Raw genomic sequence first — 24,274 nt, 5'->3', positions numbered from 1 at the left:
AGGATCGTTTTTTCGGTTCGCTTACTGGCCGAGATTGCGCTTGGCGAGCGTTCGCAGTCTGAGTGCGTTGAGCTTGATGAAGCCCGCCGCATCCTTCTGGTCATAGGCGCCCTGGTCGTCCTCGAAAGTGACCAGCTTGTCGGAGTAGAGCGATTTCTCGCTTTCCCGGCCGGTGACCATGACATTGCCCTTGTAGAGCTTCAGCGTCACTTCGCCTTCCACATGCTCCTGGCTCTTGTCGATCAGGGCCTGCAGCATTTCGCGTTCCGGCGAGAACCAGAAGCCGTAATAGATGAGCTCTGCATAGCGCGGCATCAGCTCGTCCTTCAGGTGCGCGGCACCCCGATCAAGCGTGATGGATTCGATCGCGCGATGTGCGGCGAGCAGGATGGTGCCGCCGGGCGTTTCATAGACGCCGCGGGACTTCATGCCGACGAAGCGGTTCTCGACAAGGTCGAGGCGGCCGATGCCGTTGTCGCGGCCATAGTTGTTGAGCGTCGCCAGCAGCGTTGCCGGAGACATGGCTACGCCATTGATGGAAACCGCGTCGCCTTTCTGGAAACCGATCTTGATGACGGTCGCCTTGTCGGGAGCGGCTTCCGGGGAAATCGTGCGCATATGCACATATTCCGGAGCTTCCTGAGCCGGGTCTTCCAGAACCTTGCCCTCGGACGAGGAGTGCAGCAGGTTCGCGTCGACCGAGAACGGCGCTTCGCCCTTCTTGTCCTTGGCGACCGGAATTTGGTGCTGTTCGGCAAAGTTCAGGAGATCCGTGCGGCTCTTGAAGGACCAGTCGCGCCAGGGGGCGATGATCTTGATGTCCGGGTTCAGCGCGTAAGCCGAAAGCTCGAAGCGAACCTGATCGTTGCCCTTGCCGGTCGCGCCGTGGGCGATCGCGTCGGCGCCGGTCTTTTTGGCGATCTCGATCAGGTGCTTGGAGATGAGTGGCCGGGCGATCGACGTACCCAGCAGGTAGACGCCTTCATAGACGGCGTTGGCGCGGAACATCGGGAAGACGAAATCGCGCACGAACTCCTCGCGCACGTCCTCGATGAAAATTTCCTTGATGCCCAGCATCTCGGCTTTCTTGCGGGCGGGTTCCAGTTCCTCGCCCTGGCCGAGATCGGCCGTGAAAGTCACCACTTCGGCGCCGAGTTCGGTTTGCAGCCATTTCAGGATGATCGAGGTGTCGAGGCCGCCGGAATAGGCGAGAACGACCTTCTTAACGTCTTTCGGGAGTGCCATTTGATTTCAAGTCCGTCTACGGTGAGGCGGCCCGGTCAAGCCGCGGTTTCCAGGGGATCGCGGCACTTTTAGCGAGTTTATCGGTAGGTGCAAGGGAAAGCGGCTCCTGTAACACCCCTGCCATGTTGACGGGCTCTATTCGGGAAACCATATCGCTGGTTACCGCACCGCAATATCAAACGGGAGATCGCAGATGGCAGTCACTCATCCTGCTCTGAAGAAAGACAATGTCGCGGTCGTTACCGGTGCTGCATCCGGTATCGGGCTTGCCGCCGCCAAGGAATTCGCTCGCCTCGGTCTCTCGGTGGTGCTTGCCGATCTGGAGGGTGATCGTCTTGCCGAAGCCTGCCGTGAGGTCGCCGCGCTTGCCGAGGACGGCGAGACGGATGTGGCCGCCATCGGCACGGACGTTTCGAAGCTGGGCGAGATCGAAGCACTGGAAAGGGCGGTGCTGCAGCGTTTCGGACGCGTGCACATACTGATGAATAATGCCGGCATCCAGCCGGGCAGCAGCCTTTTCGGACCGCAGGCCAACTGGGACAATGTATTCGCGGTCAACCTGCTCGGCGTCATACAGGGTGCGCGCATCTTCGGGCCGGGCATGATCGCCCATGGCGAGCCATCGCTCATCATCAATACCGGCTCGAAGCAGGGCATTACCACACCGCCGGGCGACCCGGCCTATAATGTCGCCAAGGCCGGCGTGAAGGCTTTCACGGAAGCGCTTCAGCACGAATTGCGCAACACGCCCGATTGCAAGGTGACGGCGCATCTCCTCATCCCCGGCTTCGTCTACACCGGTTTGACGGCACATGGCCGCACCGAAAAGCCGGACGGCGCCTGGACGCCCGAGCAAACCGTCGAATTCATGACGGCAAGCCTGGAACGGGGCGATTTCTATATTCTTTGCCCGGATAACGAGGTCGACCGCGCAACCGACGAACGCCGCATTCTATGGGCCGTCGGCGACATAACGGAGAACAGGCCGCCCTTGTCCCGCTGGCATCCCGATTTTGCCGAAGCGGCGAGAGCGTTCATCGCAAGACGCGGATGATTGGCATTCGATGAAAAGCCGGATATTGAAGATGCAGGTTTATCGGCTTTCGTGAGAGTGCCATGGATTTCCTGCCCAGTTTTTCTACCCTCCTCGCCTTTACCGCGGCAAGCCTGTTGCTGGCGCTGACGCCCGGCCCCGACATGACGCTTTCGATCAGCCGGGCGCTGGGGCAAGGGCGGCGGGCAGCACTTTTCGTGGTGCTCGGCACCAGCCTTGGCGTGGTCTGCCACACGCTTCTGGTGGCCTTTGGCATTTCCGCGCTGATCACCGCCTCGCCGACGGCCTTCTTCATTCTCAAGACGGGCGGGGCCGCTTACCTGCTCTGGCTCGCTATCCAGGCGATCCGCTTCGGTTCCAGCTTTTCGGTCAAGAAGGTGGAACAATCCAAAAGCAGCGCGCTCGCCAATATCTCCACCGGCTTCTGGGTCAACATCCTGAACCCGAAGGTCATTATCTTCTTCATGACCTTCCTGCCGCAATTCGTGACGGCACACGATCCGGCCGTCACACAGAAGCTCATCTTCTTCGGCATCTTTTTCATCGTGCTCGGCATGCCCGTGAACGTGCTCGCAGCGCTCGCCGCCGACCGGCTGTCGAACTGGCTGCAGGCAAATCCGAAGGTGCTGCGTGGCATCGACTACACCTTTGCCGGCGTCTTTTCCGTCTTCGCCGCGAAGATCTTCCTCACTCAGGCAAGATAAGCAATTCCAGCAAAAGTGTGCAGCGGTTTTGCGTCTGGAATTGCGTAAAACACAACTACTCAGCCGATCAGCAGCTCGTCGTCGTCGAGGGTCTGGCCACGCATCTTGCGGAACATCTCGATCAGATCTTCGACCTGAAGGTTCTTGCGATTGTCTCCGGCGACGTCGAGCACGATCTCACCGCCGTGAAGCATGACCGTGCGATGGCCGTAGTCCAGCGCCTGGCGCATGGAATGGGTGACCATCAGCGTCGTCAGCTTGCGCTCGGAGACGATCTTCCGGGTGAGGTTCATGATGAATTCCGCCATCCCTGGATCGAGCGCGGCGGTATGCTCGTCTAGAAGCAGCACTTCGGAACCCGCAAGCGTCGCCATCACGAGCGAGACCGCCTGGCGCTGGCCACCGGAAAGCAGATCCATCCGGTCGCTCATGCGGTTCTCGAGGCCGAGATTGAGGTCCGCGACCCGTTCGCGGAAAAGTTCGCGGCGCTTCGGACCAAGTGCCGCGACAAGACCGCGCTTTTCGCCACGCCGTGCGGCAAGGGCGAGATTTTCCTCGATCGAAAGCGACCCGCAGCTTCCCGCCAGCGGGTCCTGGAAGACGCGCGCAACGAGACCCGCACGCGCCGCGGTTCCCTTGCGCGTGACATCGCTGTTGCCGATCGTCACCTGCCCCTCTGTCGCGATGACATCGCCGGCGAGCACGCCGAGCAGCGTCGACTTCCCGGCCCCATTGGAGCCGATCACGGTGACGAAGGAGCCTTCCTCGATCGTCAGGCTGACGCCGTTCAGCGCCTGTTTCTGCAGCGGCGTACCGCGCCCGAAGATAACCTTGATGTCCTTGAGCGAAATCACGATGAGGCCCCTCCGCGACGAAGGCGAGGCAGAACGAGCGCCACGGTGACGAGCAGGGCCGTCACGAAATTGAGATCGGAAGCCTGGAGGCCGAGCACGTCGGTCGAGAGCGCGAGCTGGATGGCAATGCGATAGAGGATAGAGCCCAGTACGCAGCCGATGAGCGCGATCAGTATGCCCCTGGTGCCAAGCAGCGTTTCTCCGATGATGACGGCCGCGAGACCGACGACGATCGTGCCCACGCCGGAAGTCACGTCCGCAAAGCCATTGGTCTGGGCGAAAAGCGCGCCTCCCAAGGCGACGAGCGCATTCGAGATCGCCATGCCGAGATAGATCTGCCGGCTCGTGTCGATGCCCTGAGCGCGGGCCATCCGGGGGTTCGCGCCCGTCGCGCGCATCGAAAGCCCCACGTCGCTTACAAGGAAGCGCCAGACGAACACGATGGCCACGATGACAAGTATGCCGACGAAAAGCGGCCGGACGTAGAACTCCCTCAGGCCCAGGCCGAAGAAGGAGCTCAACATCGTGTCGGCGTTGATCAGCGCGACATTCGGTTTCCCCATCACGCGCAGGTTCACCGAGAACAGGGCGATCATCGTGAGGATCGACGCGAGCAGGTTGAGGATGCGGAAGCGGACGTTGAGAAGCGCCGTCACCATTCCCGCGAGAGCACCCGCGACCATGGCTACCGCAGCGGCCAGCCAGGGATTGACGCCTGCGATGATGAGAACCGCGGTTACAGCCGCGCCGAGGGGAAAAGACCCGTCGACGGTAAGGTCGGGAAAATCCAATACCCGGAAAGCGAGGAAAACGCCGATGGCGACAAAGGCATAAACCAGCCCCAGCTCGACAGCTCCCCAGAAAGCGATCTGACTCACCTTGTCAGCCCCTTGTCTCTTTTCTTTGCGCCCCCGCCACTTCTTTGGCGACGGCGAATGGTTTCAAATAACACGAAACCGCTCCCATCCAAGATGGGAGCGGCCGTGCCTGACTATTTCGGACGTTCTTTACTCGATCACGCGGCTTGCGCGGCTGAGAACGCCTTCTGACAGCGTGACGCCCATTTTCGCGGCGGCGGCCTTGTTGACGACCAAATCGCTGCCAGCAGCGATCTTCACCGCGATATCGCCGGGATTTTCGCCCTTGAGAATGCGCACGACCACTTCGCCGGTCTGCTTGCCGACATCGTAGTAGTTGAAACCGAGCGCCGCCAACGAACCGCGCGATACTGAATCCGTATCGGCGGTGAAGAGCGGAAGCTTGCCTTCCTCGGCAACCGCAACGGCGCCTTCCAGAGCGGAGATGATCGTGTTGTCGGTAGGAACGTAGATCGCATCTGCACGGCCGACGAGGGCGCGAGCGGCGCCCTGCACCTCAGCCGACTTGGTGGCGGCGGATTCGATGACCGTCAGACCTGCCTTCTCGGCTTCCGTCTTCAGCACGGCAAGAAGCGCGACCGAATTGGCCTCACCCGAATTGTAGAGATAGCCCACGGTTTTCACCTCCGGCAGGATCTCCTTGATCAGCGCCAGATGCTCGCCGACGGGGGACATGTCCGAGAGACCGGTGACATTGCCACCGGGCTTTTCCATGTCCTTGACGAGCTGCGCGGCCAGGGGATCGGAAACGGCGGTGAAGACCACCGGAATATCGCGCGTGGAGGAAACGACCGCCTGCGCGGAAGGCGTGGAGATCGGGACGATCACGTTCGGGCCTTCGCCGACGAACTGGCGGGCGATCTGAGCAGCAGTCGCCGGGTTCCCTTGCGCCGATTCATAGATGAACTTGAGGTTCTCTCCGTCCTTGTAACCGGCCGCAGCAAGCGCATCGCGAACGCCGTCGCGCGCCGCATCGAGAGCAGGATGCTCCACGATCGCCGTCACGGCGACCGTAACATTTTCCGCCGCAGCGGGCAGAGAGAGCGCCAGAGTGGCGGCAAAGGCGAGCAGAACCGAGCGCATGTTTTCCTCCGTTTATGATCTCGGCGTTTGTAGGGAAAGGACAAGCCAAAATCAATTGGTGGAAACCGGGGACAAAGATTAATCCTGCTTATTCTTGCCCTATTCTTCATCCTCGCCATGACCGGCGATCATCATGGCTTCGAAAGCCAGTCGCTCGGTCTTGCGCATGCGTTCCGATTCCGACTTGAGCTGGCCGCAGGCGGCGAGAATATCGCGGCCGCGCGGAGTGCGGATTGGCGAGGCATAGCCGGCCTGGTTGATGAAGTCCGCAAACTTCGCGATCTGCGCCCATTCCGAACACTGATAGTTCGTGCCAGGCCAGGGATTGAACGGAATGAGGTTGATCTTGGCAGGAATCCCCTTGAGGAGCTGCACCAGCGCCTTGGCGTCTTCAAGACTGTCGTTGATATCCTTCAGCATCACGTATTCGAAGGTGATGCGCCGCGCATTCGAAAGCCCCGGATAGTTGCGGCAGGCCTCGATCAGCTCCTTCAGCGGATATTTTTTGTTGATCGGCACCAGCATGTCGCGAAGCTCGTCACGCACCGCATGCAGCGATATCGCCAGCATGACGCCGATCTCCTCGCCGGTGCGGTAGATTTCCGGCACCACGCCGGACGTCGACAAGGTAACGCGGCGCTTCGAGAGCGAAAGCCCGTCGCCGTCCGTCGCAATCAGCAACGCCGTCTTGACGCTTTCGAAATTGTAGAGCGGCTCGCCCATGCCCATCATGACGATATTAGTGATCTTGCGCTCACCGGTCGGCACGAAGGCGCCCGGCGGCGTGTCGGTGCCGGGGAAATCACCGAGCCGATCGCGAGCGAGCAAGAGCTGGGCAAGGATTTCCTCGGCGGTCAGATTGCGCACCAGCCGCTGCGTTCCCGTGTGACAGAACGAACAGGTGAGCGAACAGCCGACCTGACTTGAGATACAGAGCGTGCCGCGTCCTTCTTCTGGAATATAGACGGTCTCAACCTCGACCGGACGACCGGCGCCGCGCGGCGGAAAACGCAAGAGCCATTTGCGGGTGCCGTCATTGGAAACCTGTTCCTCGACGATCTCGGGACGCGCAATGGTGAAATGCGCCTTCAGCATTTCACGCATGTCCTTGGCGACATTGGTCATCGCGTCGAAGTCGGACACACCGCGGATATAGAGCCAATGCCAGAGCTGGCTGACGCGCATGCGCACCTGCTTTTCCGGTACGCCCTTTTCCTTCAATACTTGCGCCATGTCCTCGCGCGTCAGGCCTATCAGCGACGGTTTGCCGGACATCAGATCAGGCCGCGGTACGAGCGGCTTCTTGAGGGGACTGGCGATAGCAGCCTCGGTTGCGGACATCTGTCTCTGTTCCTGTTCGAATGCACATGACCTTTCCCGCACCAGCGAACGGGGGAACAAGGGCATGTCTGTGCGTGAAACCTGCTTCAGTCGATCGCGCATGGGCGCCGGACTGTCGTTGCGAGGCGCTTTACCATCAATTCGCCCGCGCGTCACTACTTGCGTCTCATCGGACGTAACGGCCTTCCAAAACGCGTAAGGGCCAGTCGAAGGACCGGCCCTTTGCAATCCGCCACTAGCGAACGGAATTTATCTGCAGCTCTCGATCTGCTTCAGGGCAGCAGAGATACCCGACAACGAATAGGAATAGGAGGTCTTGGTACCGCGGGCCGACGTGGCGTTCACCGTCATCGAACTGCCGGACCGCATCGCGGCGACCAGCGCAGGCTCTTCGGCTGCATTCTCCACCCAGGCTGCCTTATCCTTGGTGAACATCACGAAGCTCTTGCCGTCGACCGTCACGTTGACCTTGGAATTGGCTTGCAGCGTATAGCCCATCATCGCCTGCGGCTCGTAGGAGATATTCTGTCCCGGACGCTGCGAAACGATGAAGAAGATATCACCGTGGTCCACGGCGGCTGGCTCCTTGGCGGTCGGAACCGAAAGAACATAGCAGACCGTGTTGTTGCCGGATTTGTAGGAATATGCGCCCCAAGCCTTGAACTGCTGGATGCGTGTCGGCGATTGAGCCGATGCAATGCCGGCGCTCGCCAGCGTGAGGGCCAATACGGTTGCAATAATTCTTACAGACATGATCTCCTGCCGGTTTTCTTATCGTTTCCAAGGGCCCGACCGGGCAAGCTTGTCAGGCATGGTCGTAATACGGTTTAATTTGACTTAATTCTGGTTACCAAACCGTCAACGCTGCCTTGAAAATTGGATTTTTGTCTTATTCCCAGCCAGTCTGCACGCGATCGTTACCAGTCATGAGGCATCGAAAAAGCAGGCCCGCCCAGAAGTTCCATCCCATCGGCGAACCACTGACATAAGGATTGGGGCAAGAATTTGTCTTTATCCCCGCCCTTCAGATGACATTAGATTGTTCAACTATTGATTGGAATAGGCCGTATCGGCCAGCGGCGGAAGCAACTATTTCGAGGAATCGGCCTGAAGCTCCGGGTCGTCTGCAAGCGCCTGATCCGCGGCATCGTAGTGCCGGTCGGCGATGTGGCCCTGGATCATCCTGAAGGCGGCTGCGAGCACCGCAACGTCATCGGTGAAGCCCGCAAGCACGAAGAAGTCGGGAATGAAATCCAAAGGCAGGACGAAATAGGCAAGAGCGGCGAGCAGCACGCCGCGCACACGAGCCGGCGTCCTGGGGTCGATCGCACAATAATAGGCCGCCACGAGATCGCGACTGAATGGAACATAACGGACGGCGCGCTTCAGCGTGGGCCAGAACTTGGCCTTCACCTGCTTCTCACGGCGTCCCCGCGTATCCTCGTCGCCGGGCAGGAGGATTTCGCCAATCTTCACGTCATCCATGTCGATCTCCGGAAAACACGGCAGCAAGCCGCGCCAGCCCCTATATGGGTGACAGGAGAGCGAGTTCAATCGCGACGGGCAGCGAGCTTGTCCATGAGCCGGGCAAGCTTGAAATCCAGTTCCGTCAGCCCCTTGGCATCATGAGTGCTGAGCGTGACATCCACCCGGGAATAGACATTGAACCATTCCGGATGGTGATTGAGCTTTTCTGCCGCAAGCGCGCATTCGGCCATGAAGCCGAATGCCTCGGAAAAATTGCGGAACTTGAAGCTCCTGGAGATCGCATCGCCCTCGGAACGCAATTCCCATCCATCGAGGGTTTCGAGTTCGCCTGCGATTGCTTCGATATCGAGCTTTTCACGTGCCATTCGCATGGCCTCCAGATCGACGTCTACTTAATAAAACCCCTTGGCGGGAACCAGCTCCGCGATCGAGCTGGAGGAACCGAAGCCGACTTCCCGCAGCGGGAATACCTCTTCCGTGAGGTATGGTCCGCCTCCCACCGACTCCTTCGAGGACATCAGTACGAAACGCGGAACGGTAAAGGGCGCGGTCTGGAAATTGCCGCGCCCTGAAAGATAGTGAACCACATCGTCGAGGCGGCAGTTTTTCAAGCGCGCCAGCGTCACATGCGGGGTGAACTTGCGCGGATCGGGCGGTAGGCCGATCCTTTGGCACATTCGTTCGATTTCCGCTTGTAAGGCATGGATTTCCACCGATGGAGCGACACCCGCCCAGACGGAATGCGGCTTCTTGGAGCCGAACGAACCTATACCGGTAAGCGTCAACGGGAATTCGGGTCGATCGATCCGGTCCAGCCGGTCGACGATCTCGTCGGCGGTGCGCCCGTCGACGTCTCCGATGAAGCGAAGTGTTATGTGATAGTTCTCCACGTCGATCCACCGGGCTCCAGGTAGACCACCGCGCAATAGGGAGAGGCTGAGGGCCAGATTGCGCGGAATTTCGAGGGCGGTGAAAAGTCTCGGCATGGGGACCTCCTCGAATCTCTTGCAGATATCAACAGCGAATCACGCAACGGGGTTCCACGCAAGCGCTAATTTCCCCCACCGCTGATGTCCCCCAGGAAGCTTTCCACGGCGGGCAGCGACTTCTCCACCATTGCCGTCACACCCTTTGCGTTCGGATGCATGCCGTCCTCTAGCTGCATGCCCTCGACCGTGGTCACGCCATCAAGGAAGAACGGATAGAGCGGAACGCCATGTTTTTCCGCGAGCCGCTGGTAGATGGGATTGAACCTTTCAGCATAATCGCCGCCCATGTTCGGCGGCGCCAGCATGCCGGCAAGCAGCACCGCAATGCCGCGCTCCTTGAGCCTCGTCAGGATCGCATCCAAGTTCTTTTCTGTCTCCTCCGGCGAGATGCCGCGCAGGGCATCATTGGCGCCGAGTTCGAGGATGACCCCGTCCGTTCCATCCGGCACCGACCAATCGACGCGGGAGAGCCCACCCGCAGTCGTATCGCCGGAAACACCTGCATTAGTGACTACCAGGTCATGGCCTTTCGCCTTCAGCGCCGCTTCGAGCTGCGCTGTATAGGATTCGCCGGGGGCGAGCTGATAGCCCGCCATCAGGCTATCCCCCAGGCCGACGAGCTGGGTCGGACGGTCCTGCGCCGCGGCCGACAGCGGGGTAAGCACAAGAACGGACATGACGATGAAGTGAAGGAGACTTGCTTTAAAACTCATGGTCCGTTCCTTAAATTGGGCGCTACCGCGCTGCGGCATTCGATTTCACGATCCTGGTTTGAGCTCAATATAGGAAGCCGACTTTGACAAAAACCATCATCGAGCTGAAGAAAGCCGATCTGACGCTCGGCAGCGCGGCTGCATCCGTGCATGTCCTGAAGGGGATCGATCTTTCCATCCGCTCCGGAGAGGCCGTCGGTATCGTCGGGCCGTCCGGCTCTGGAAAATCCACCCTATTGATGGTGCTTGCCGGATTGGAACGGCTCGATAGCGGAGAGATCTTCATCAAGGACACGGCGCTCCACAGCCTGTCGGAGGACGCGCTCGCCGATTTCCGCGGCCGCAACATCGGCATCGTCTTCCAATCCTTCCACCTGATCGCCAACATGACGGCGCTCGAGAATGTCGCCGTACCGCTCGAACTCGCCAATGTGAAAGACCCCTTCGATATAGCTCGCCGCGAGTTGACCGCGGTGGGCCTCGGAGAAAGGCTCGGCCATTATCCCGGCCAGCTTTCCGGCGGCGAGCAACAGCGTGTCGCAATCGCCCGTGCGCTCGCACCCTCGCCCGCCGTCCTGATCGCCGATGAACCGACCGGTAATCTCGATACGGAAACGGGCCGGCAGATCGCCGATCTACTGTTTGCCAAGCAGGCCGAACGCGGCATGACCATGCTGCTCGTCACCCACGACAATTCGCTTGCCGCCCGCTGCTCGCGGCAGATCCGCGTCCGTTCCGGCCAGATCGTCGGAGATACGGCCGAGGTCGCGCCCGTACAGGCAGTTTCGGCATGAGATCGGCCTTTCCCCGTCTCGCGATCGCCTTCCGGCTTGCATGGCGCGAGATGCGTGGCGGCCTCGCCGGCTTCTATATCTTCCTCGCCTGCATCGCGCTCGGCACCGGCGCGATCGCCGCGGTGAATTCCGTTTCGCGCGCCATCACCGGCGCGATCGCCTCCCAGGGGCAGGAAATCCTAGCCGGCGACATCCGCTTCGAACTCAACAATCGCGAGGCGACAACGGAAGAACGCGCTTTCCTCGACGGCCTCGGCACCGTTTCGCTCTCCACTAACCTCCGTTCCATGGCCCGCAAGCCGGACGGTTCGGAACAGGCACTGGTCGAAGTGAAGGCGGTGGACGACGCCTATCCGCTCTACGGCACCTTCACCGCAAGCCCGGGAGCCCCGCTATCAACCTTGCTGGCTGAGAATGGCGGAGACTTCAGCGCGCTTGCCGCACCGCTGCTCCTCGAGCGGCTAGGGCTTTCGGTGGGCGACGAATTGCTGCTCGGCAACGCCCGCCTGCGGATAGCCGGGACAATCGTGGCCGAGCCGGACGCGCTTTCCGACGGCTTCGGATTCGCGCCACGCCTGCTCGTCAGCCGCGCCGCTCTGGTCGCCTCTGGCCTCATCCAGACCGGAAGTCTTGTCGAACACGCCTACAAGGTGCGGCTCGACGATCCCGCGATCCGCGGCACCATCCAGGACCGCGCCAACCGGGAATTTCCGAGCGCCGGCTGGTCGATCCGGCTCAGTGATCGCGCCGCGCCGTCGCTTGCGGAGAACGTCGACCGGTTTTCGCAATTCCTGACGCTGGTTGGCCTCACCGCGCTGATCGTCGGCGGGGTCGGCGTGGCGAATGCCGTACGCGCCTTCCTCGATGCCAAACGCACCACGATCGCCACCTTCAAATGTCTTGGTGCTCCAGCCTTCGTCGTGACGCTGATCTATCTCACCCAGATCCTGCTGCTGGCATTGATAGGGATCGTCATCGGGCTGGCGATCGGCGCGGCCTCCCCCTTCATTGCACTGCGCTTCCTGGAAGGCGTGCTGCCGGTGCCGCGGGAGGTGGTATTCTATCCCTCCGCGCTCGGGCTTGCGGCTCTCTTCGGTCTGCTCATCACGTTCGCCTTCACTATCCTGCCGCTCGGCCACGCGCGCGAAGTGCCGGCGACGGCGCTTTTCAGGGAGCAGAGCTTCGATGCCGCCCGATGGCCCTCATGGCCCTACGTGCTGGCGGCCGGTGCGGCGCTGGCGCTGCTCGCTGGGCTTGCGATAGCCGCGGCGGAGGAACGCTTCGTCGCCGCGGTCTTCCTCGCCGCGGTCGCCGGAGCCTTCGTTCTGCTGCGCCTGGTAGCGGCGGGGGTAGCAGCGCTCGCCCGCCGCAGTCCAAGGGTCAACTCACCGGCACTCAGGCTCGCGATCGGCAATATTCACCGTCCCGGCGCCCTGACGCCTTCGGTGGTGCTGTCGCTTGGCCTCGGCCTTGCTCTCCTGGTGACGCTGGCGCTGATCGACGGCAATCTGCGCCGCGAACTCACCGGCAATATGACGGAACGCGCGCCGAATTTCTTCTTCGTCGACATCCAGAACGCGGAGCGAGAGGGTTTCCTGAACATCCTGGAACAGCAATCTCCCGAGGGCGAAGTGACCCAGGTGCCGATGCTGCGCGGACGCATCCTCGCCTTCAACGGTGACGACGTGACGACCATGAATGTGCCGGCGGCCGGTCGCTGGGTGCTGCGCGGCGACCGCGGCATCACATATGAGGAAAAGCTGCCCGCCAACTCGAGCCTTACGCAGGGTGAATGGTGGCCGGCGGACTATTCCGGCGAGCCGCTCGTTTCCTTCTCGGCGGAGGAAGCCGCCGAACTCGGCCTCAAGCTCGGCGATACGGTCACCGTCAACGTGCTCGGCCGCAACATCACCGCGCGGATCGCCAACTTCCGGCAAGTCGAGTGGGAATCGCTGTCGATCAATTTCGTGATGGTCTTCTCTCCCAACACGTTCCGCGGCGCGCCGCATGCCTGGCTCGCGACATTGAGCGACCCGTCGGCTACCGCCCAGCAGGAAGCTGCGATCTTGCGCGCCGTTACCAATGCCTATCCGACCATCACCAGCGTCCGCGTCAAGGATGCCATCGATATCGTCGATCAGCTTGTCAGCCAGCTCGCTACCGCCATTCGCGCCGCGGCGGCGGTGGCGCTCATCGCTTCGGTGCTGGTTCTTGCGGGCGCGCTCGCCGCCGGCAACCGCGCCCGCACCCACGATGCAGTGGTGCTGAAGACGCTCGGCGGAACCCGGAGCATGCTGATGCGCGCCTTCAGCTACGAATACATGCTACTTGGGACTGCGACGGCGGTCTTCGGACTGTTCGCCGGCAGCGTTTCGGCCTGGTTCGTGGTGAACCGCATCATGAACCTGCCATCGGCCTTCCTGCCGGATGTGGCGGTGCTGACGCTCGCCGTTTCGCTGGTGCTGACCGTCGGCATCGGCCTCATCGGAACCTGGCGAATCCTCGGGCAGAAGGCCGCTCCGGTCCTGCGGGAGCTTTAGCTCTCCCAAGAGTTGCAAATTGCATTAACTCTCGGATCAAAATCCTGTCAGAATGCCTCATAGGTTGCTTAATTCACGCTATGGCCTGCGGTTTCGCGGCCTTCACCCCTTGTATGAAACGCGGTCTCGCATCATATTTGACGACAGGCTTGCTGGAGCTCCGCAGCGGCGCCTGGGTCAACGAAGGGGGCCCGACACCGTGAACAATTCCGGAGCTTGAAGAGGAAACAATGGCTGACTTCAATAACTATCAAAACCGAATGGCGCGAACCGGCGTCCAGACGGGTGCGATGATCGACGAGGGCCTCCGCGCCTATATGCTGAAGGTTTATAACCTGATGGCAGCGGGGCTGGCGATCACCGGCGTGGCGGCCTTCCTGACATGGCAGATGGCGGTTGCCGATGGCCAGCTTACGGCTTTCGGCCAGCTCCTCTATACCAGCCCGCTGAAATGGGTTGTCATGCTGGCTCCGCTGGCGATGGTCTTCTTCCTCAGCTTCCGCATCAACTCGATGAGCGTCGCGGCCGCGCAAACGACCTTCTGGGTCTATGCCGCGCTGATGGGCCTCTCGCTGTCGTCGATCTTCCTGGTCTTCACCGGCCAAAGCATCGTGCAGACCTTCTTCGTCACGGCCGCCTCGTTCGGCGCCCTGTCGCTCTACGGTTACACGACGAAGAAGGACTTGTCCGGCATGGGCTCGTTCCTGATCATGGGCCTGTTCGGCCTGATCATCGCTTCGCTGGTGAATATCTTCCTGCAGTCCTCGGCGATGGGCTTTGCCATCTCCGCAATCGGCGTGCTGATCTTTGCCGGTCTCACAGCCTATGACACGCAGAAGATCAAGGAAATGTACTACGACGCCGACGACGTCGCGGTAATGGGCCGCAAGGCCATCATGGGCGCGCTGACGCTCTACCTCGACTTCATCAACCTGTTCACGTTCCTGCTGCAGTTCCTCGGCAATCGCGAAGAATAACGGCATAGGACATGAATACGAAGAAGGCGGCTTTCGAGCCGCCTTTTTTGTTGTTCAATCGATGAGTTTCAGAGCCTTGTCGAAGACCTTCAGAACTTGCGGCAGCTCATGGCCTCGCTTGAGGACCATTCCATGGGTGTTGAGGACGCTAAAAGCGCCCTGCCTGTTGGCGAATTTCGGATTCTTCTCTATCCGATAGAGCGGCACTTCACCCGATCGCTTGAAGATCGAGAAGACCGCGCGGTCCTTCAGATGGTCGATGGCGTAGTCTTTCCATTCGCCCTCGCCGACCATGCGTCCGTAGATTTTCAGGATTGCGTCCAGCTCCCGCCGGTGGAAGGTGACCGGGGCGGGGTCGCGGCTCTGCCGATATTCGCTGAGATCGACGACGACGGCTGTGTCACGGGGACTCTGGCTCCCCGGCAAATCCGGCTGATCTGTCATCAAGGCTCCCAAGTCATCAGATGTCAGAGAGATGACAGTGTGCCCGAGAGGATTGAAAATGCAACCCTGCTCCCCGGAACCTTTGCATGTGCCGCTTTGGTTCAGAGATGGTGTTTTTATTCTTGCCCCATTTCGGACAAAACAGCGCCCGATTCAAAAGCGAGATTGACTGCGTCGATTGGCGTGGATTCTGCGCCAATTTGGTCCGGTCCGGTACATTGACCCTTACCCCCAGCCCCCCAGTGTCCCGGACCGGGCCGCCGACAAAAAACTCAATACTTCTTGCGCCCGACCATCAGAATGGTGGCGCCGAGGATAGCCGCCGGTTCTCCGCCGGGGCCTGAGGCTTGCAGCAATACGGCGCAGCCGTCCTTCTTGGATTTGCCCATCAGCTTGCCCGGCAGGGTGATCTTCATGCTTTTGCCGTTCCACATGCCGACCGACTGGACGTCGTAGACGCTATGCCAGTAATCCATGCGCTTGCCGCTGTTTTCGCCCTTGAGGACTTCCACCTGCTCGTGCCTGGTGAAATAGGCGACGACCACCTCCGCCTCGCCTTTGCCCTCACCGATTTCGATCTCGATCTCCTTGCCGCGCAATGATGCCTCGACCGGTACGCTCAGGCCTTTGCCGCTGGCTTTCAGGAGATCGATCTTGCCGTTGATGGCGGCCAGGTCCGTTCCCTTCACATGGTCCCGACCATTGATCACCGCCTGGGGCGTGTATACGCCGCTTCGCCCAAGCGTCCTGGCATAGCCGTATTGCCGCTCAGTATTTTCACGCGAACTCAGCGTATCGGTCCAACCCAGATAGTTCCAATAATCGACATGGTAGGAAAGCGCCACGACATCGCCCTGGAAGGCCAGGTCGCGCAGGGCCGTATCTGCCGGCGGGCAGGACGAACAGCCCTGAGAGGTAAACAATTCGACGACTCCCTTCGGCGGTTTCGTATCCTCCGCGACCGCGGTACCCGAAAACAGCAGGGCCGCGAGGAAGATCGCTTTGCGGAACTGGGACGTCATGAAGTGCAGACCTCTTCGAAGGACTTTGTATTGGCGACGATGTGATATCGTAACCAAGAACCTAACAAGCTGGATGATGCAAGGTAACCGTCCCGATACATAAAGAGGAAGTCACGATGGGGTGAGGCAAAGATATTCCCTGGCACCAACGGACATTCAGCTTTCACGCGCATTGATGAATACACACAAGGGATAGTCAGAGCAGTTTCACGATGCCCTGGGCGAAATAAACGGCGCCGATTCCGGTCACGACCCAGCGTGTCCAGGAGCGGAAGTTCGCATCGGTGATCCTCTGCAGGATTCCGTTACCCGCCAGCGCCCCGATAATGGCGATCGGCGCAGCGACCAGCACCGACATCAGGTCGACAGCCGGCAGTCTAGATGCCGCGTCCCAGTAGAACGCGATCTTCGCCATATGGGAGAGTGTCTGGATCGAGGCCTTGGTGGCGATGACCTTGCGGCGATCCATCTCGGTACGAATGAAGAAAATATCGACGGTTGGCCCGGCCACGCCGACACTGATGGTCAGGGCGCCGGACATGAGACCGGCGACAAAGGCATGGGAAGGACGGGAAGCATCGAGCTGCAGCCGCTTGAACGGCAACCATACCAGGATCGGCATCAGCCCGACCCCGATCAGAACGACCGTCAGGTCTGGCGTATAATCGATCAGAAACAGAACCGAACCGGACACGAACACGCCGACGCACAATATACCGAGGATCTTCCAGTCGATATAGGCGCGGGAAAACCACGCCCGCGATCCGTTGGAGGTCATCTGGATGACGCCATGGATCGCGATGGACGTGCCGACCGGATAAAGGAAGAGCAGGACCCAGAGCAGGATGAGCCCGCCTGCCATGCCGAAAATGCCTGACAGAAACGACGTCAGGAAAACCGTGACGGCCATTCCGATAAAAATGACGAGGGACAAGCTCAGGCCTCATCGAGGCGGGACGCCGCTATGAGCGGACGCCGGAAAACGGAGGGAAAAGCATCCGCCGGAGGTACGCTCCGGCGGATGCGGATCATGAAGCTTACGCAGCCAGATCGCGAAGAACGGTCTGCAGAATGCCGCCATTGTTCATGTAGATGACTTCATCGAGCGTATCGATGCGGCAAAGGATGTTGATTTCCTTCACCTTGCCGTCGCCATAGGTGATCTTGGCCGTCTTCCACTCACGCGGCTTGATGTCGCCTTCCAGGCCTTCGATGGTGACCACTTCATCGCCCTTGAGATCAAGCGAAGCCCAGGTCGTGCCCTCTTCGAAGACGAAAGGCACGACACCCATGCCGACCAGGTTCGAACGATGGATGCGCTCAAAGGACTGGGCGATGACGGCCTTGACGCCGAGCAGATTGGTGCCCTTGGCAGCCCAGTCGCGCGACGAACCGTTGCCGTATTCGACACCGGCGAAGATGACGAGCGGAACGCCCTCTTCCTTGTATTTCATCGCGGCATCGTAAATCGACATCTCTTCCTTCGACGGATAGTGGATGGTGTAGCCACCTTCCTTGCCGTTCGGGCCAAGCATGAAGTTGCGGATGCGGATATTGGCGAAGGTGCCGCGCATCATCACTTCATGGTTGCCGCGCCGCGTACCGTACTGGTTGAAGTCGGCAACTCCGACGCCGTTTTCCGTGAGATAAGCGCCGGCCGGAGAAGCCGCCTTGATCGAACCGGCCGGAGAAATGTGGTCGGTAGTGATCTTATCGCCGAAGAGGCCGAGAACGCGTGCGCCCTTGATATCCTTCAGGCCCGAGCCCTTCTTGCCCATGCCGACGAAGTAGGGCGGATTCTGCACGTAGGTCGACGTGTCGTCCCAGGCATAGGTCTGTCCTGTCGGAGCATTGACCGCCTGCCAGTGCTGGTCACCCTTGAAGACGTCCGCATACTTGCTCTCGTAGAGCTCGCGGGTGACGTATTTCTGGATGAATTCCTGCACTTCGTGCGAGGTCGGCCAGATATCCTTGAGGTAGACCGGATTGCCGTTCTGGTCCTCACCGATCGGCTCCTTGGTCAGGTCCTTCTGGACCGAGCCGGCGAGCGCATAGGCGACGACGAGCGGCGGCGAGGCGAGATAGTTGGCCTGGACGTCCGGCGAGATGCGACCTTCGAAGTTGCGGTTGCCCGAGAGCACGCCGGCAACGATCAGGCCCTTGTCGTTGATCGTCTTCGAGATCGGCGCCGGCAGCGGGCCGGAATTGCCGATGCAGGTCGTGCAGCCGAAGCCGACGAGGTTGAAGCCGAGCTTGTCCAAATCGGCCTGAAGACCCGACTTGGCAAGATATTCGCCGACGACCTGAGATCCCGGCGCCAGAGAGGTCTTCACCCACGGCTTGGTCTTCAAGCCCTTGGCAACGGCGTTGCGTGCAAGCAGCCCGGCGGCAATCAGAACCGATGGGTTGGACGTATTGGTGCAGGAGGTGATGGCGGCGATCGCAACGTCGCCATGGCCGAGATCGAAGCCTTCGCCTTCGACGGCATAACGGTTATCGAGCTGGCCGGGCTTCTTGTAATCGCTCTCCATCGAGCCGGCGAAACCGGACGCGATGTTTTCCAGCGCGATGCGTCCTTCCGGGCGCTTCGGGCCCGCCATCGACGGCACGACGTCTCCGAGGTCGAGTTCCAGCGTGTCGGTGAAGACGAGATCGGAACCGTCGCCTTCGCGCCACATGCCCTGTGCCTTGGAATAGGCTTCAACAAGCGCGATGCGCTCCTTGGTGCGGCCGGACATGTTGAGGTAGTTGATAGTTTCGCCGTCAACCGGGAAGAAGCCGCAGGTCGCGCCGTATTCAGGACCCATGTTGCCGATCGTCGCGCGGTCGGCGAGCGGCATGTTATCCATGCCCGGGCCGAAGAATTCGACGAACTTGGATACGACGCCCTTCTTGCGCAGCATCTGCACGACGGTCAGCACGAGGTCGGTCGCGGTGACGCCTTCCTTCAGCTTGCCGGTGAGCTTGAAGCCGACGACTTCCGGCAGGAGCATGGAAACGGGCTGGCCGAGCATGGAGGCTTCCGCTTCGATGCCGCCGACACCCCAGCCCAGCACGCCGAGGCCGTTGATCATCGTGGTGTGCGAATCGGTGCCGACGCAGGTGTCGGGATAGGCGACGGTTTCGCCGTCTTCCTCATTCGTCCAGACCGTCTGGCCGAGATATTCGAGATTGACCTGGTGACAGATGCCCGTGCCGGGAGGAACGACGCGGAAGTTCTTGAAGGCCTGCTGACCCCATTTCAGGAAGCGGTAGCGCTCGCCGTTGCGCTGGTATTCCAGCTCGACATTGCGGGCAAAGGCCTGCGGCGTACCGAATTCGTCGACGATGACCGAGTGGTCGATAACGAGATCGACCGGAACCAGCGGATTGATCTTTTCCGGATCGCCGCCGAGCGCCTTGATGCCGTCGCGCATCGCCGCAAGGTCCACCACGGCCGGAACGCCGGTGAAGTCCTGCATCAGCACGCGGGCCGGGCGATAGGCGATTTCGCTTTCGACCTTGCCCTTGTTGTTCAGCCATTCCGCCACGGCAAGAATCTGGTCCTTGGTGACGGAACGACCATCTTCGAAGCGAAGAAGGTTTTCGAGCAGTACCTTCATGGAGAAGGGAAGCTTGGAAACGCCCTTGAGCCCGTTCGCCTCGGCCTTGGGGAGGCTGTAATAGACATAGTCCTTACCACCGACGGTAAGTACGGAGCGACAATTGAAGCTGTCGAGAGATTTGGACACGGAAAATAACCCCGCTGATACTAAGAGCCAACACGCGCGTGCGGACGCCTATGCACTTCATGCACATCAGGATGCGGGTGCGACCATTTCCGCTGTCCGCACGAGAAGATTTTTGATGTCTTCAGGTTCGGCGCAAGATGGAAATCACGCCGGCCGCTGGCGTGGTTGCAGTGCTTATAGATAATTTCTAAGAAGGGTTCCAGACACCATTTTGAAGATTTTTCACATCCGGCAATCAAATTTCGAACGAAGGCGAGAAGCATGCGGCTGACAGCCGAAAATATCGCGGCAAAACGCGGCGAAGACCTGCTTTTCGCCGACATCTCCTTCGTCCTGGCGTCCGGTGAAGCACTCGTCCTGACCGGCCGCAACGGCACGGGAAAATCCACGCTGCTGCGGGTTCTCGCGGGTTTGCTTCGGCCGGAGAAAGGAAACATCTCCTGGTTTTCGCAAGACGCCGAGGCAGGAGCACGCGCCTGCGAGGCCTGCCACTATCTCGGCCATCGCAACGCCATGAAGGTCGAGCTCACGGTCGCCGAGAACCTCTCTTTCTGGAAGAGCTTTTTCGGCGATTTCCCAGGTGGAGCCGGCATTTCGGTTTCGGACGCGGCCGAGGCGGTGGGCCTTCAGGAAATCATCCATCTGCCTTTCGGATACCTTTCCGCCGGACAGCAACGGCGTATGGCCTTCGCAAAGCTGTTGGTGGCTTATCGCCCCGTCTGGCTGCTCGATGAACCCACCGCAGCGCTTGATTCGGGCGCGGAGGTGATCATCACCGGACTGATCGGAAATCACCTCGCGCACGGAGGCATCGTCATCGCCGCGACTCATCAACCTCTCGGGCTGACGAATGCGCGGGAACTCCGGATGACGGGATTTGCCGGTGTCGGCGAGGGTGTGTGGTGATGATCGACCTCCTCCTCCGCGACCTTAAACTTTCGGTACGTGCCGGCGGCGGCGCGCTGATCGGCGTATTGTTCTTTCTGACCGTCGTGGCCGTCATTCCATTCGGCGTCGGCCCGGATCTCAACCTGCTTTCCCGCATCGGTCCGGCGATCCTCTGGATCGGTGCACTGCTTTCGGCCCTTCTCGGGCTGGACCGGCTGTTCCAGACCGACCGCGAGGATGGCTCGCTCGACCTGATGCTCATGCAGGAGCATCCGCTGGCGCTGACGGTACTCGTCAAATGCCTGGCGCACTGGATCGCGACCGGCCTGCCTCTCGTCATAGCCTCGCCTCTGCTCGGCCTTTTCATGAACATGAACGAAGTGGCGATCGGCGCGGTGATGCTGACCCTGCTCGCCGGTACGCCTGCGATCACCTTCATCGGCGCAGTCGGCGCCGCCGTTGCGGTGGCGCTGCCGCGCGGCGGGCTGCTCGTCTCGATCCTCGTCCTGCCGCTCGCCATCCCCGTGCTGATCTTCGGCGTCAGTGCGTCCTATGCGGCGGTGGAGGAGCCCGCCCCGTTTATGCCGCCTTTCCTGATATTGGTGGCGCTCACGATGTTTTTTGCGGTACTGGGGCCGGTTGGCGCAGCACTGGCGTTGAAGAATGCCGGTGATTGACTAGGATCAATGCGCCCGGCGCTCATCGTGTTTCAGAAAGACCCTATGACCGAAAGCTTTGCGATCACGAAATTCAGCGATCTCGCCAACCCGACGCGGTTCCTCGCGCTGACGGCGCGCATCCTGCCCTGGATGGCAGGCATCACTGCATTGCTCTTCGTAATCGGTCTTTACCTGAGCTTCACGACAGAAGGCGACTATCAGCAGGGCGACACCGTCCGGATCATGTATGTGCACGTGCCTGCCGCCTGGCTGTCGATGATGTGCTACACGGTCATGGCGATCTCGGCGATCGGAACGCTGGTATGGCGCCATCCCCTGGCGGATGTGAGCCACAAGGCGGCAGCGCCGCTCGGGGCAGCCTTCACGCTGATCGCGCTGGTCACGGGTTCTCTCTGGGGCAAGCCGATGTGGGGCACCTGGTGGGTCTGGGATGCCCGCCTCACGTCCGTCTTCGTTCTCTTCCTGATGTATCTCGGACTGATCGCGCTCAATCGCGCGCTGGATGATCCCTCGCGCGCCGCCCGTGTCAGCGCCGTGCTCATCTTGGTCGGTTTCGTCAACATTCCGATCATCAAGTTCTCGGTCGACTGGTGGAACACGCTGCACCAGCCGGCGAGCGTTGTCCGATTGGACGGCCCGACGATCGATGCGGAGTTTCTGTGGCCCCTCCTGGTCATGGCGGTGGCATTCACCTTGCTCTTCTTCACCTTGCATGTAGCGGCGATGCGCAATGAAATCTGGCGCCGCCGTGTGACCGCGCAGCGCCGCATGGCCGCGCGCATGGCGGGAAAGGAGGAGTGACCCGATGAGCCATACTTTTTATATCGCGATGTCCTATGGTCTCACCGCGCTCGTCATCCTCTCTCTGATCGGCTGGGTGATGCTCGACGGCCGCGCACGCAGACGGGAACTCGCGGAACTGGAGACATCCGGCATCCGCAGGCGCTCCGCTACCCATCCCGCGGGAGAGGCAAGATGAGTATCGAGACCGGCGCGCCTGCCCGCAAGAGCTACGCCCGCTTTGCGCTGGCGATCATTCCGCTCGCGGTGTTTGCGGGCTTCGTCGCCGTCGCCGGAAAGATGCTATACGATCAGGATGTCAACGGTCGCGATGTCTCTGCCATCCCTTCGGCGCTGATCGGCAAGATCGCGCCGCCGCTTGCCCTGCCTCCTCTGGAAGGCTCGGGAACCGCGGCGCTTACCGATGCTGCGATCAAGGGCAAACTGACCCTCGTCAACGTCTTCGCCTCATGGTGCGTGCCCTGCAGGCAGGAGCACCCGATCCTCAAGGAACTCGCAAAGGACGATCGGTTGACGGTCGTCGGCATCAACTACAAGGACCGCAACGACAACGCCTTGCGCTTTCTCGGCGAACTGGGAAATCCGTATGCCGCGATCGGCGTCGACCCGAACGGCAAGGCGGCCATCGATTGGGGCGTCTACGGTATTCCGGAGAGCTATCTCGTCGGTCCGGACGGAACCATTCTCTACAAGAAAGTAGGTCCCTTCGACGAACGCAGTCTCACCCAGGAGCTGCTGCCGGCGATCCAGAAGGCCGCGGCCGGAAGCTGATTACAGAGCGCCCTGCCACGCCCGGATGGCATCGACCGGCCAGATCAGCATCAGAACGTTGAGGGTGAGATTGTCCCGGATGATCCATCCGGTCATGAGCTCGAAACCGACCGCGATCAGAACCGTCACCCACACCGGCAGACGCGCAGCCGCAAGAAAGCCGAGAACCATGAAGATTGTATCCATGGCGGAGTTCAGGATGCTGTCGCCGGCATAGCCCAGCGCCATGGTGGCGGTACGGTAGCGGTCGATCACCATGGGCGTGTTCTCAGCGATCTCCCAGGCCGCCTCGATCAATACTGCCAGCGATAACCGGGCCGTGAGCGGCGCGCTCCGAAGCAAGAGAAAGCCGAGGCCGTAGAACAGAAAGCCATGAATGATGTGCGAGGGCGTATACCAGTCGGAGAGATGCTGGGAATTGCCGCTGGAATTCACCTCGCCTTCCCAGAGCTTCACATAGCCGCACTCGCAGATCGGAAGACGCCCCATCGCGTAGAGAACGACGACCTGAAGGACAAGCAGAACGAGCGCCGCGATGAGCCAACGCCGAGATGAAGAACCGCTCTCGGCCAAGCCGTCGATCGTCACTTTTCGGCCTCCGCGGCCGGATCGCTCACTGTGTGGCGCATGATGAGCGGCATCTGCGCCAGCGTGAAAGCGACGGTGATCGGCATGGTTCCCCAAACCTTGAAGCTGACCCAGAAGTCATCGGAGAAATTCCGCCAGATCACTTCGTTGAGCACTGCAAGGAACAGGAAGAAGAGGCCCCAGCGGAAGGTGAGCTTTTTCCAGCCCTCCTCATCGAGCTGAAAAGCGGCGTTGAACACATAGCCGAGCAGCGACTTTCCGAAGAAGAGGCCGCCAAGCAGCACCACGCCGAACAGCGAATTGACGATGGTGGGCTTCATCTTGATGAAGGTTTCGTCCTGCAGCCAGATCGACAGCGAACCGAAAACCAACACGACGACGCCGGAAACGAAGGGCATCACCGGCAGGTGCCGGAAGACGACCTTCGAGATGACGAGAGAAATGATCGTCGCCACCATGAAGAGCGCCGTTGCGATGAGCAGCGGTCCGCCGATCGCCGAAAGTGCCGGAACTTTCTCCAACAACCATTCGCCGCGCAGGTTTGCGAAGAAGAAGACGAGCAGAGGCCCGAGTTCCAGGGCCATCTTCAGGCCCGGATGCTGCTTTTCTTCCCTGGTCGGCGTGACGTCGCTTTCCATCGTCTGCATGGTTCCCAAATTCTCCGGCTTCATGTGAGCAAAGCCCAACAG

At 60.5% G+C, this 24,274-nt stretch carries 26 protein-coding genes; 10 read left to right on the top strand and 16 right to left on the bottom strand.

The features are described 5' to 3' along the window. Positions 1-21: 21 nt before the first annotated feature. A complete protein-coding gene (locus ACE04I_RS01035; RefSeq protein ID WP_487206393.1) occupies positions 22-1,245 on the bottom strand; it encodes an argininosuccinate synthase in 1,224 nt (407 codons plus the stop codon). Positions 1,246-1,438: 193 nt separating this feature from the next. On the opposite strand from ACE04I_RS01035, the gene ACE04I_RS01030 reads away from it, so the two are divergent. Together ACE04I_RS01030 and ACE04I_RS01025 are read left to right on the top strand one after the other, a co-directional pair. Beyond that, positions 1,439-2,299, top strand: a complete 861-nt coding sequence (locus ACE04I_RS01030) for an SDR family NAD(P)-dependent oxidoreductase (RefSeq protein WP_487206392.1) — start codon at positions 1,439-1,441, stop codon at positions 2,297-2,299. A 62-nt stretch (positions 2,300-2,361) separates the two neighbouring features. Beyond that, a complete protein-coding gene (locus ACE04I_RS01025; protein WP_487206391.1) occupies positions 2,362-3,003 on the top strand; it encodes a LysE family translocator in 642 nt (213 codons plus the stop codon). 59 nt (positions 3,004-3,062) lie between these two features. Here the strand turns inward: ACE04I_RS01025 and ACE04I_RS01020 are convergent, their stop codons facing one another. From ACE04I_RS01020 to ACE04I_RS00980, 9 genes are all read right to left on the bottom strand, one after another. Continuing rightward, positions 3,063-3,857: an ABC transporter ATP-binding protein gene (locus ACE04I_RS01020; RefSeq protein WP_487206390.1), complete on the bottom strand. Its 795-nt coding sequence runs from the start codon at positions 3,855-3,857 to the stop codon at positions 3,063-3,065. Beyond that, positions 3,854-4,735 carry an ABC transporter permease gene (locus ACE04I_RS01015; RefSeq protein WP_487206389.1) on the bottom strand — a complete coding sequence of 294 codons (882 nt, stop codon included), beginning with the start codon at positions 4,733-4,735 and terminating at the stop codon, positions 3,854-3,856. The genes ACE04I_RS01020 and ACE04I_RS01015 overlap by 4 nt, the downstream gene beginning before the upstream one ends. Before the next feature lie 129 nt (positions 4,736-4,864). After that, the gene (locus tag ACE04I_RS01010) at positions 4,865-5,818 is read right to left on the bottom strand and encodes an ABC transporter substrate-binding protein (RefSeq protein ID WP_487206388.1); all 954 of its coding nucleotides are present in this window, start codon (positions 5,816-5,818) and stop codon (positions 4,865-4,867) included. Between the two features lie 99 nt (positions 5,819-5,917). Further along, positions 5,918-7,159 (bottom strand): dual-specificity RNA methyltransferase RlmN, encoded by a 1,242-nt coding sequence (rlmN, locus tag ACE04I_RS01005; RefSeq protein WP_487206387.1) that lies wholly within the window; start codon positions 7,157-7,159, stop codon positions 5,918-5,920. A 249-nt stretch (positions 7,160-7,408) separates the two neighbouring features. Further along, positions 7,409-7,912, bottom strand: a complete 504-nt coding sequence (locus ACE04I_RS01000; RefSeq protein WP_046796260.1) for an invasion associated locus B family protein — start codon at positions 7,910-7,912, stop codon at positions 7,409-7,411. 336 nt (positions 7,913-8,248) lie between these two features. Further along, a complete protein-coding gene (locus ACE04I_RS00995) occupies positions 8,249-8,644 on the bottom strand; it encodes a YkvA family protein (protein WP_487206386.1) in 396 nt (131 codons plus the stop codon). 65 nt (positions 8,645-8,709) lie between these two features. Next, the gene (locus tag ACE04I_RS00990) at positions 8,710-9,012 is read right to left on the bottom strand and encodes a 4a-hydroxytetrahydrobiopterin dehydratase (protein ID WP_046796258.1); all 303 of its coding nucleotides are present in this window, start codon (positions 9,010-9,012) and stop codon (positions 8,710-8,712) included. 27 nt (positions 9,013-9,039) lie between these two features. Then, positions 9,040-9,633: an RNA 2',3'-cyclic phosphodiesterase gene (thpR, locus tag ACE04I_RS00985; RefSeq protein WP_046796257.1), complete on the bottom strand. Its 594-nt coding sequence runs from the start codon at positions 9,631-9,633 to the stop codon at positions 9,040-9,042. A gap of 65 nt (positions 9,634-9,698) precedes the next feature. Next, a complete protein-coding gene (locus tag ACE04I_RS00980; protein ID WP_487206385.1) occupies positions 9,699-10,349 on the bottom strand; it encodes an arylesterase in 651 nt (216 codons plus the stop codon). 83 nt (positions 10,350-10,432) lie between these two features. On the opposite strand from ACE04I_RS00980, the gene ACE04I_RS00975 reads away from it, so the two are divergent. The 3 genes from ACE04I_RS00975 (at position 10,433) to ACE04I_RS00965 (ending at position 14,660) form a co-directional block, all read left to right on the top strand. Next, a complete protein-coding gene (locus ACE04I_RS00975; RefSeq protein WP_487206384.1) occupies positions 10,433-11,143 on the top strand; it encodes an ABC transporter ATP-binding protein in 711 nt (236 codons plus the stop codon). Next, the gene (locus ACE04I_RS00970; protein ID WP_487206383.1) at positions 11,140-13,683 is read left to right on the top strand and encodes an ABC transporter permease; all 2,544 of its coding nucleotides are present in this window, start codon (positions 11,140-11,142) and stop codon (positions 13,681-13,683) included. Before ACE04I_RS00975 ends, ACE04I_RS00970 begins: the two co-directional genes overlap by 4 nt. Before the next feature lie 230 nt (positions 13,684-13,913). Continuing rightward, positions 13,914-14,660: a Bax inhibitor-1/YccA family protein gene (locus ACE04I_RS00965; RefSeq protein WP_487206382.1), complete on the top strand. Its 747-nt coding sequence runs from the start codon at positions 13,914-13,916 to the stop codon at positions 14,658-14,660. 54 nt (positions 14,661-14,714) lie between these two features. Here the strand turns inward: ACE04I_RS00965 and ACE04I_RS00960 are convergent, their stop codons facing one another. The 4 genes from ACE04I_RS00960 to acnA all read right to left on the bottom strand — a co-directional run bounded on the left by ACE04I_RS00960 (position 14,715) and on the right by acnA (position 19,857). Next, positions 14,715-15,104 (bottom strand): DUF2794 domain-containing protein, encoded by a 390-nt coding sequence (locus tag ACE04I_RS00960; RefSeq protein WP_487206381.1) that lies wholly within the window; start codon positions 15,102-15,104, stop codon positions 14,715-14,717. A gap of 272 nt (positions 15,105-15,376) precedes the next feature. Then, entirely contained in the window at positions 15,377-16,126 is a 750-nt protein-coding gene (locus tag ACE04I_RS00955) for a DUF1223 domain-containing protein (protein WP_487206380.1), read from the bottom strand. A 196-nt stretch (positions 16,127-16,322) separates the two neighbouring features. After that, positions 16,323-17,060, bottom strand: a complete 738-nt coding sequence (locus ACE04I_RS00950; protein ID WP_487206379.1) for a TSUP family transporter — start codon at positions 17,058-17,060, stop codon at positions 16,323-16,325. Positions 17,061-17,163: 103 nt separating this feature from the next. Next, positions 17,164-19,857, bottom strand: coding sequence for an aconitate hydratase AcnA (gene acnA, locus ACE04I_RS00945; RefSeq protein WP_487206378.1), 2,694 nt, complete (start codon positions 19,855-19,857; stop codon positions 17,164-17,166). Between the two features lie 261 nt (positions 19,858-20,118). On the opposite strand from acnA, the gene ccmA reads away from it, so the two are divergent. Genes ccmA through ACE04I_RS00920 form a run of 5 tightly spaced genes read left to right on the top strand, consistent with a single transcriptional unit; the run spans position 20,119 to position 22,997 of the window. Further along, entirely contained in the window at positions 20,119-20,763 is a 645-nt protein-coding gene (gene ccmA, locus ACE04I_RS00940) for a heme ABC exporter ATP-binding protein CcmA (protein ID WP_487206377.1), read from the top strand. Further along, positions 20,763-21,422 (top strand): heme exporter protein CcmB, encoded by a 660-nt coding sequence (gene ccmB / locus ACE04I_RS00935; RefSeq protein ID WP_487206376.1) that lies wholly within the window; start codon positions 20,763-20,765, stop codon positions 21,420-21,422. Before ccmA ends, ccmB begins: the two co-directional genes overlap by 1 nt. A gap of 45 nt (positions 21,423-21,467) precedes the next feature. Then, positions 21,468-22,226 (top strand): heme ABC transporter permease, encoded by a 759-nt coding sequence (locus tag ACE04I_RS00930; RefSeq protein WP_046796419.1) that lies wholly within the window; start codon positions 21,468-21,470, stop codon positions 22,224-22,226. 4 nt (positions 22,227-22,230) lie between these two features. After that, a complete protein-coding gene (ccmD, locus tag ACE04I_RS00925) occupies positions 22,231-22,404 on the top strand; it encodes a heme exporter protein CcmD (protein WP_487206375.1) in 174 nt (57 codons plus the stop codon). Further along, on the top strand, positions 22,401-22,997 hold the full coding sequence (locus ACE04I_RS00920) for a DsbE family thiol:disulfide interchange protein (RefSeq protein WP_487206374.1): 597 nt from the start codon (positions 22,401-22,403) through the stop codon (positions 22,995-22,997). The genes ccmD and ACE04I_RS00920 overlap by 4 nt, the downstream gene beginning before the upstream one ends. Here ACE04I_RS00920 and ACE04I_RS00915 read toward each other — a convergent pair whose 3' ends face one another. Together ACE04I_RS00915 and ACE04I_RS00910 are read right to left on the bottom strand one after the other, a co-directional pair. After that, entirely contained in the window at positions 22,998-23,570 is a 573-nt protein-coding gene (locus ACE04I_RS00915; RefSeq protein WP_487206434.1) for a DUF2585 domain-containing protein, read from the bottom strand. Positions 23,571-23,581: 11 nt separating this feature from the next. Next, positions 23,582-24,232 (bottom strand): septation protein A, encoded by a 651-nt coding sequence (locus ACE04I_RS00910; RefSeq protein WP_487206373.1) that lies wholly within the window; start codon positions 24,230-24,232, stop codon positions 23,582-23,584. Positions 24,233-24,274: the final 42 nt, after the last annotated feature.

The organism is Rhizobium moroccans (assembly GCF_057559155.1).
Note: the sequence above shows the minus strand (reverse complement) of the source record. Positions and strands in the feature narration are given on the sequence as shown.

Coding starts and splice junctions, on each gene's coding strand:
- ACE04I_RS00970 (WP_487206383.1), top strand. CDS start 11,140: ATGAGATCGGCCTTTCCCCGTCTCGCGATCGCCTTCCGGCTTGCATGG.
- ACE04I_RS00990 (WP_046796258.1), bottom strand. CDS start 9,012: ATGGCACGTGAAAAGCTCGATATCGAAGCAATCGCAGGCGAACTCGAA.
- ccmB (WP_487206376.1), top strand. CDS start 20,763: ATGATCGACCTCCTCCTCCGCGACCTTAAACTTTCGGTACGTGCCGGC.
- ACE04I_RS00910 (WP_487206373.1), bottom strand. CDS start 24,232: ATGCAGACGATGGAAAGCGACGTCACGCCGACCAGGGAAGAAAAGCAG.
- ACE04I_RS01010 (WP_487206388.1), bottom strand. CDS start 5,818: ATGCGCTCGGTTCTGCTCGCCTTTGCCGCCACTCTGGCGCTCTCTCTG.
- ACE04I_RS00965 (WP_487206382.1), top strand. CDS start 13,914: ATGGCTGACTTCAATAACTATCAAAACCGAATGGCGCGAACCGGCGTC.
- thpR (WP_046796257.1), bottom strand. CDS start 9,633: ATGCCGAGACTTTTCACCGCCCTCGAAATTCCGCGCAATCTGGCCCTC.
- ACE04I_RS01000 (WP_046796260.1), bottom strand. CDS start 7,912: ATGTCTGTAAGAATTATTGCAACCGTATTGGCCCTCACGCTGGCGAGC.
- rlmN (WP_487206387.1), bottom strand. CDS start 7,159: ATGTCCGCAACCGAGGCTGCTATCGCCAGTCCCCTCAAGAAGCCGCTC.
- ccmD (WP_487206375.1), top strand. CDS start 22,231: ATGAGCCATACTTTTTATATCGCGATGTCCTATGGTCTCACCGCGCTC.
- ACE04I_RS01035 (WP_487206393.1), bottom strand. CDS start 1,245: ATGGCACTCCCGAAAGACGTTAAGAAGGTCGTTCTCGCCTATTCCGGC.
- ccmA (WP_487206377.1), top strand. CDS start 20,119: ATGCGGCTGACAGCCGAAAATATCGCGGCAAAACGCGGCGAAGACCTG.
- ACE04I_RS00980 (WP_487206385.1), bottom strand. CDS start 10,349: ATGAGTTTTAAAGCAAGTCTCCTTCACTTCATCGTCATGTCCGTTCTT.
- ACE04I_RS00960 (WP_487206381.1), bottom strand. CDS start 15,104: ATGACAGATCAGCCGGATTTGCCGGGGAGCCAGAGTCCCCGTGACACA.
- ACE04I_RS01030 (WP_487206392.1), top strand. CDS start 1,439: ATGGCAGTCACTCATCCTGCTCTGAAGAAAGACAATGTCGCGGTCGTT.
- ACE04I_RS00955 (WP_487206380.1), bottom strand. CDS start 16,126: ATGACGTCCCAGTTCCGCAAAGCGATCTTCCTCGCGGCCCTGCTGTTT.
- ACE04I_RS01025 (WP_487206391.1), top strand. CDS start 2,362: ATGGATTTCCTGCCCAGTTTTTCTACCCTCCTCGCCTTTACCGCGGCA.
- ACE04I_RS00930 (WP_046796419.1), top strand. CDS start 21,468: ATGACCGAAAGCTTTGCGATCACGAAATTCAGCGATCTCGCCAACCCG.
- ACE04I_RS00995 (WP_487206386.1), bottom strand. CDS start 8,644: ATGGATGACGTGAAGATTGGCGAAATCCTCCTGCCCGGCGACGAGGAT.
- ACE04I_RS00920 (WP_487206374.1), top strand. CDS start 22,401: ATGAGTATCGAGACCGGCGCGCCTGCCCGCAAGAGCTACGCCCGCTTT.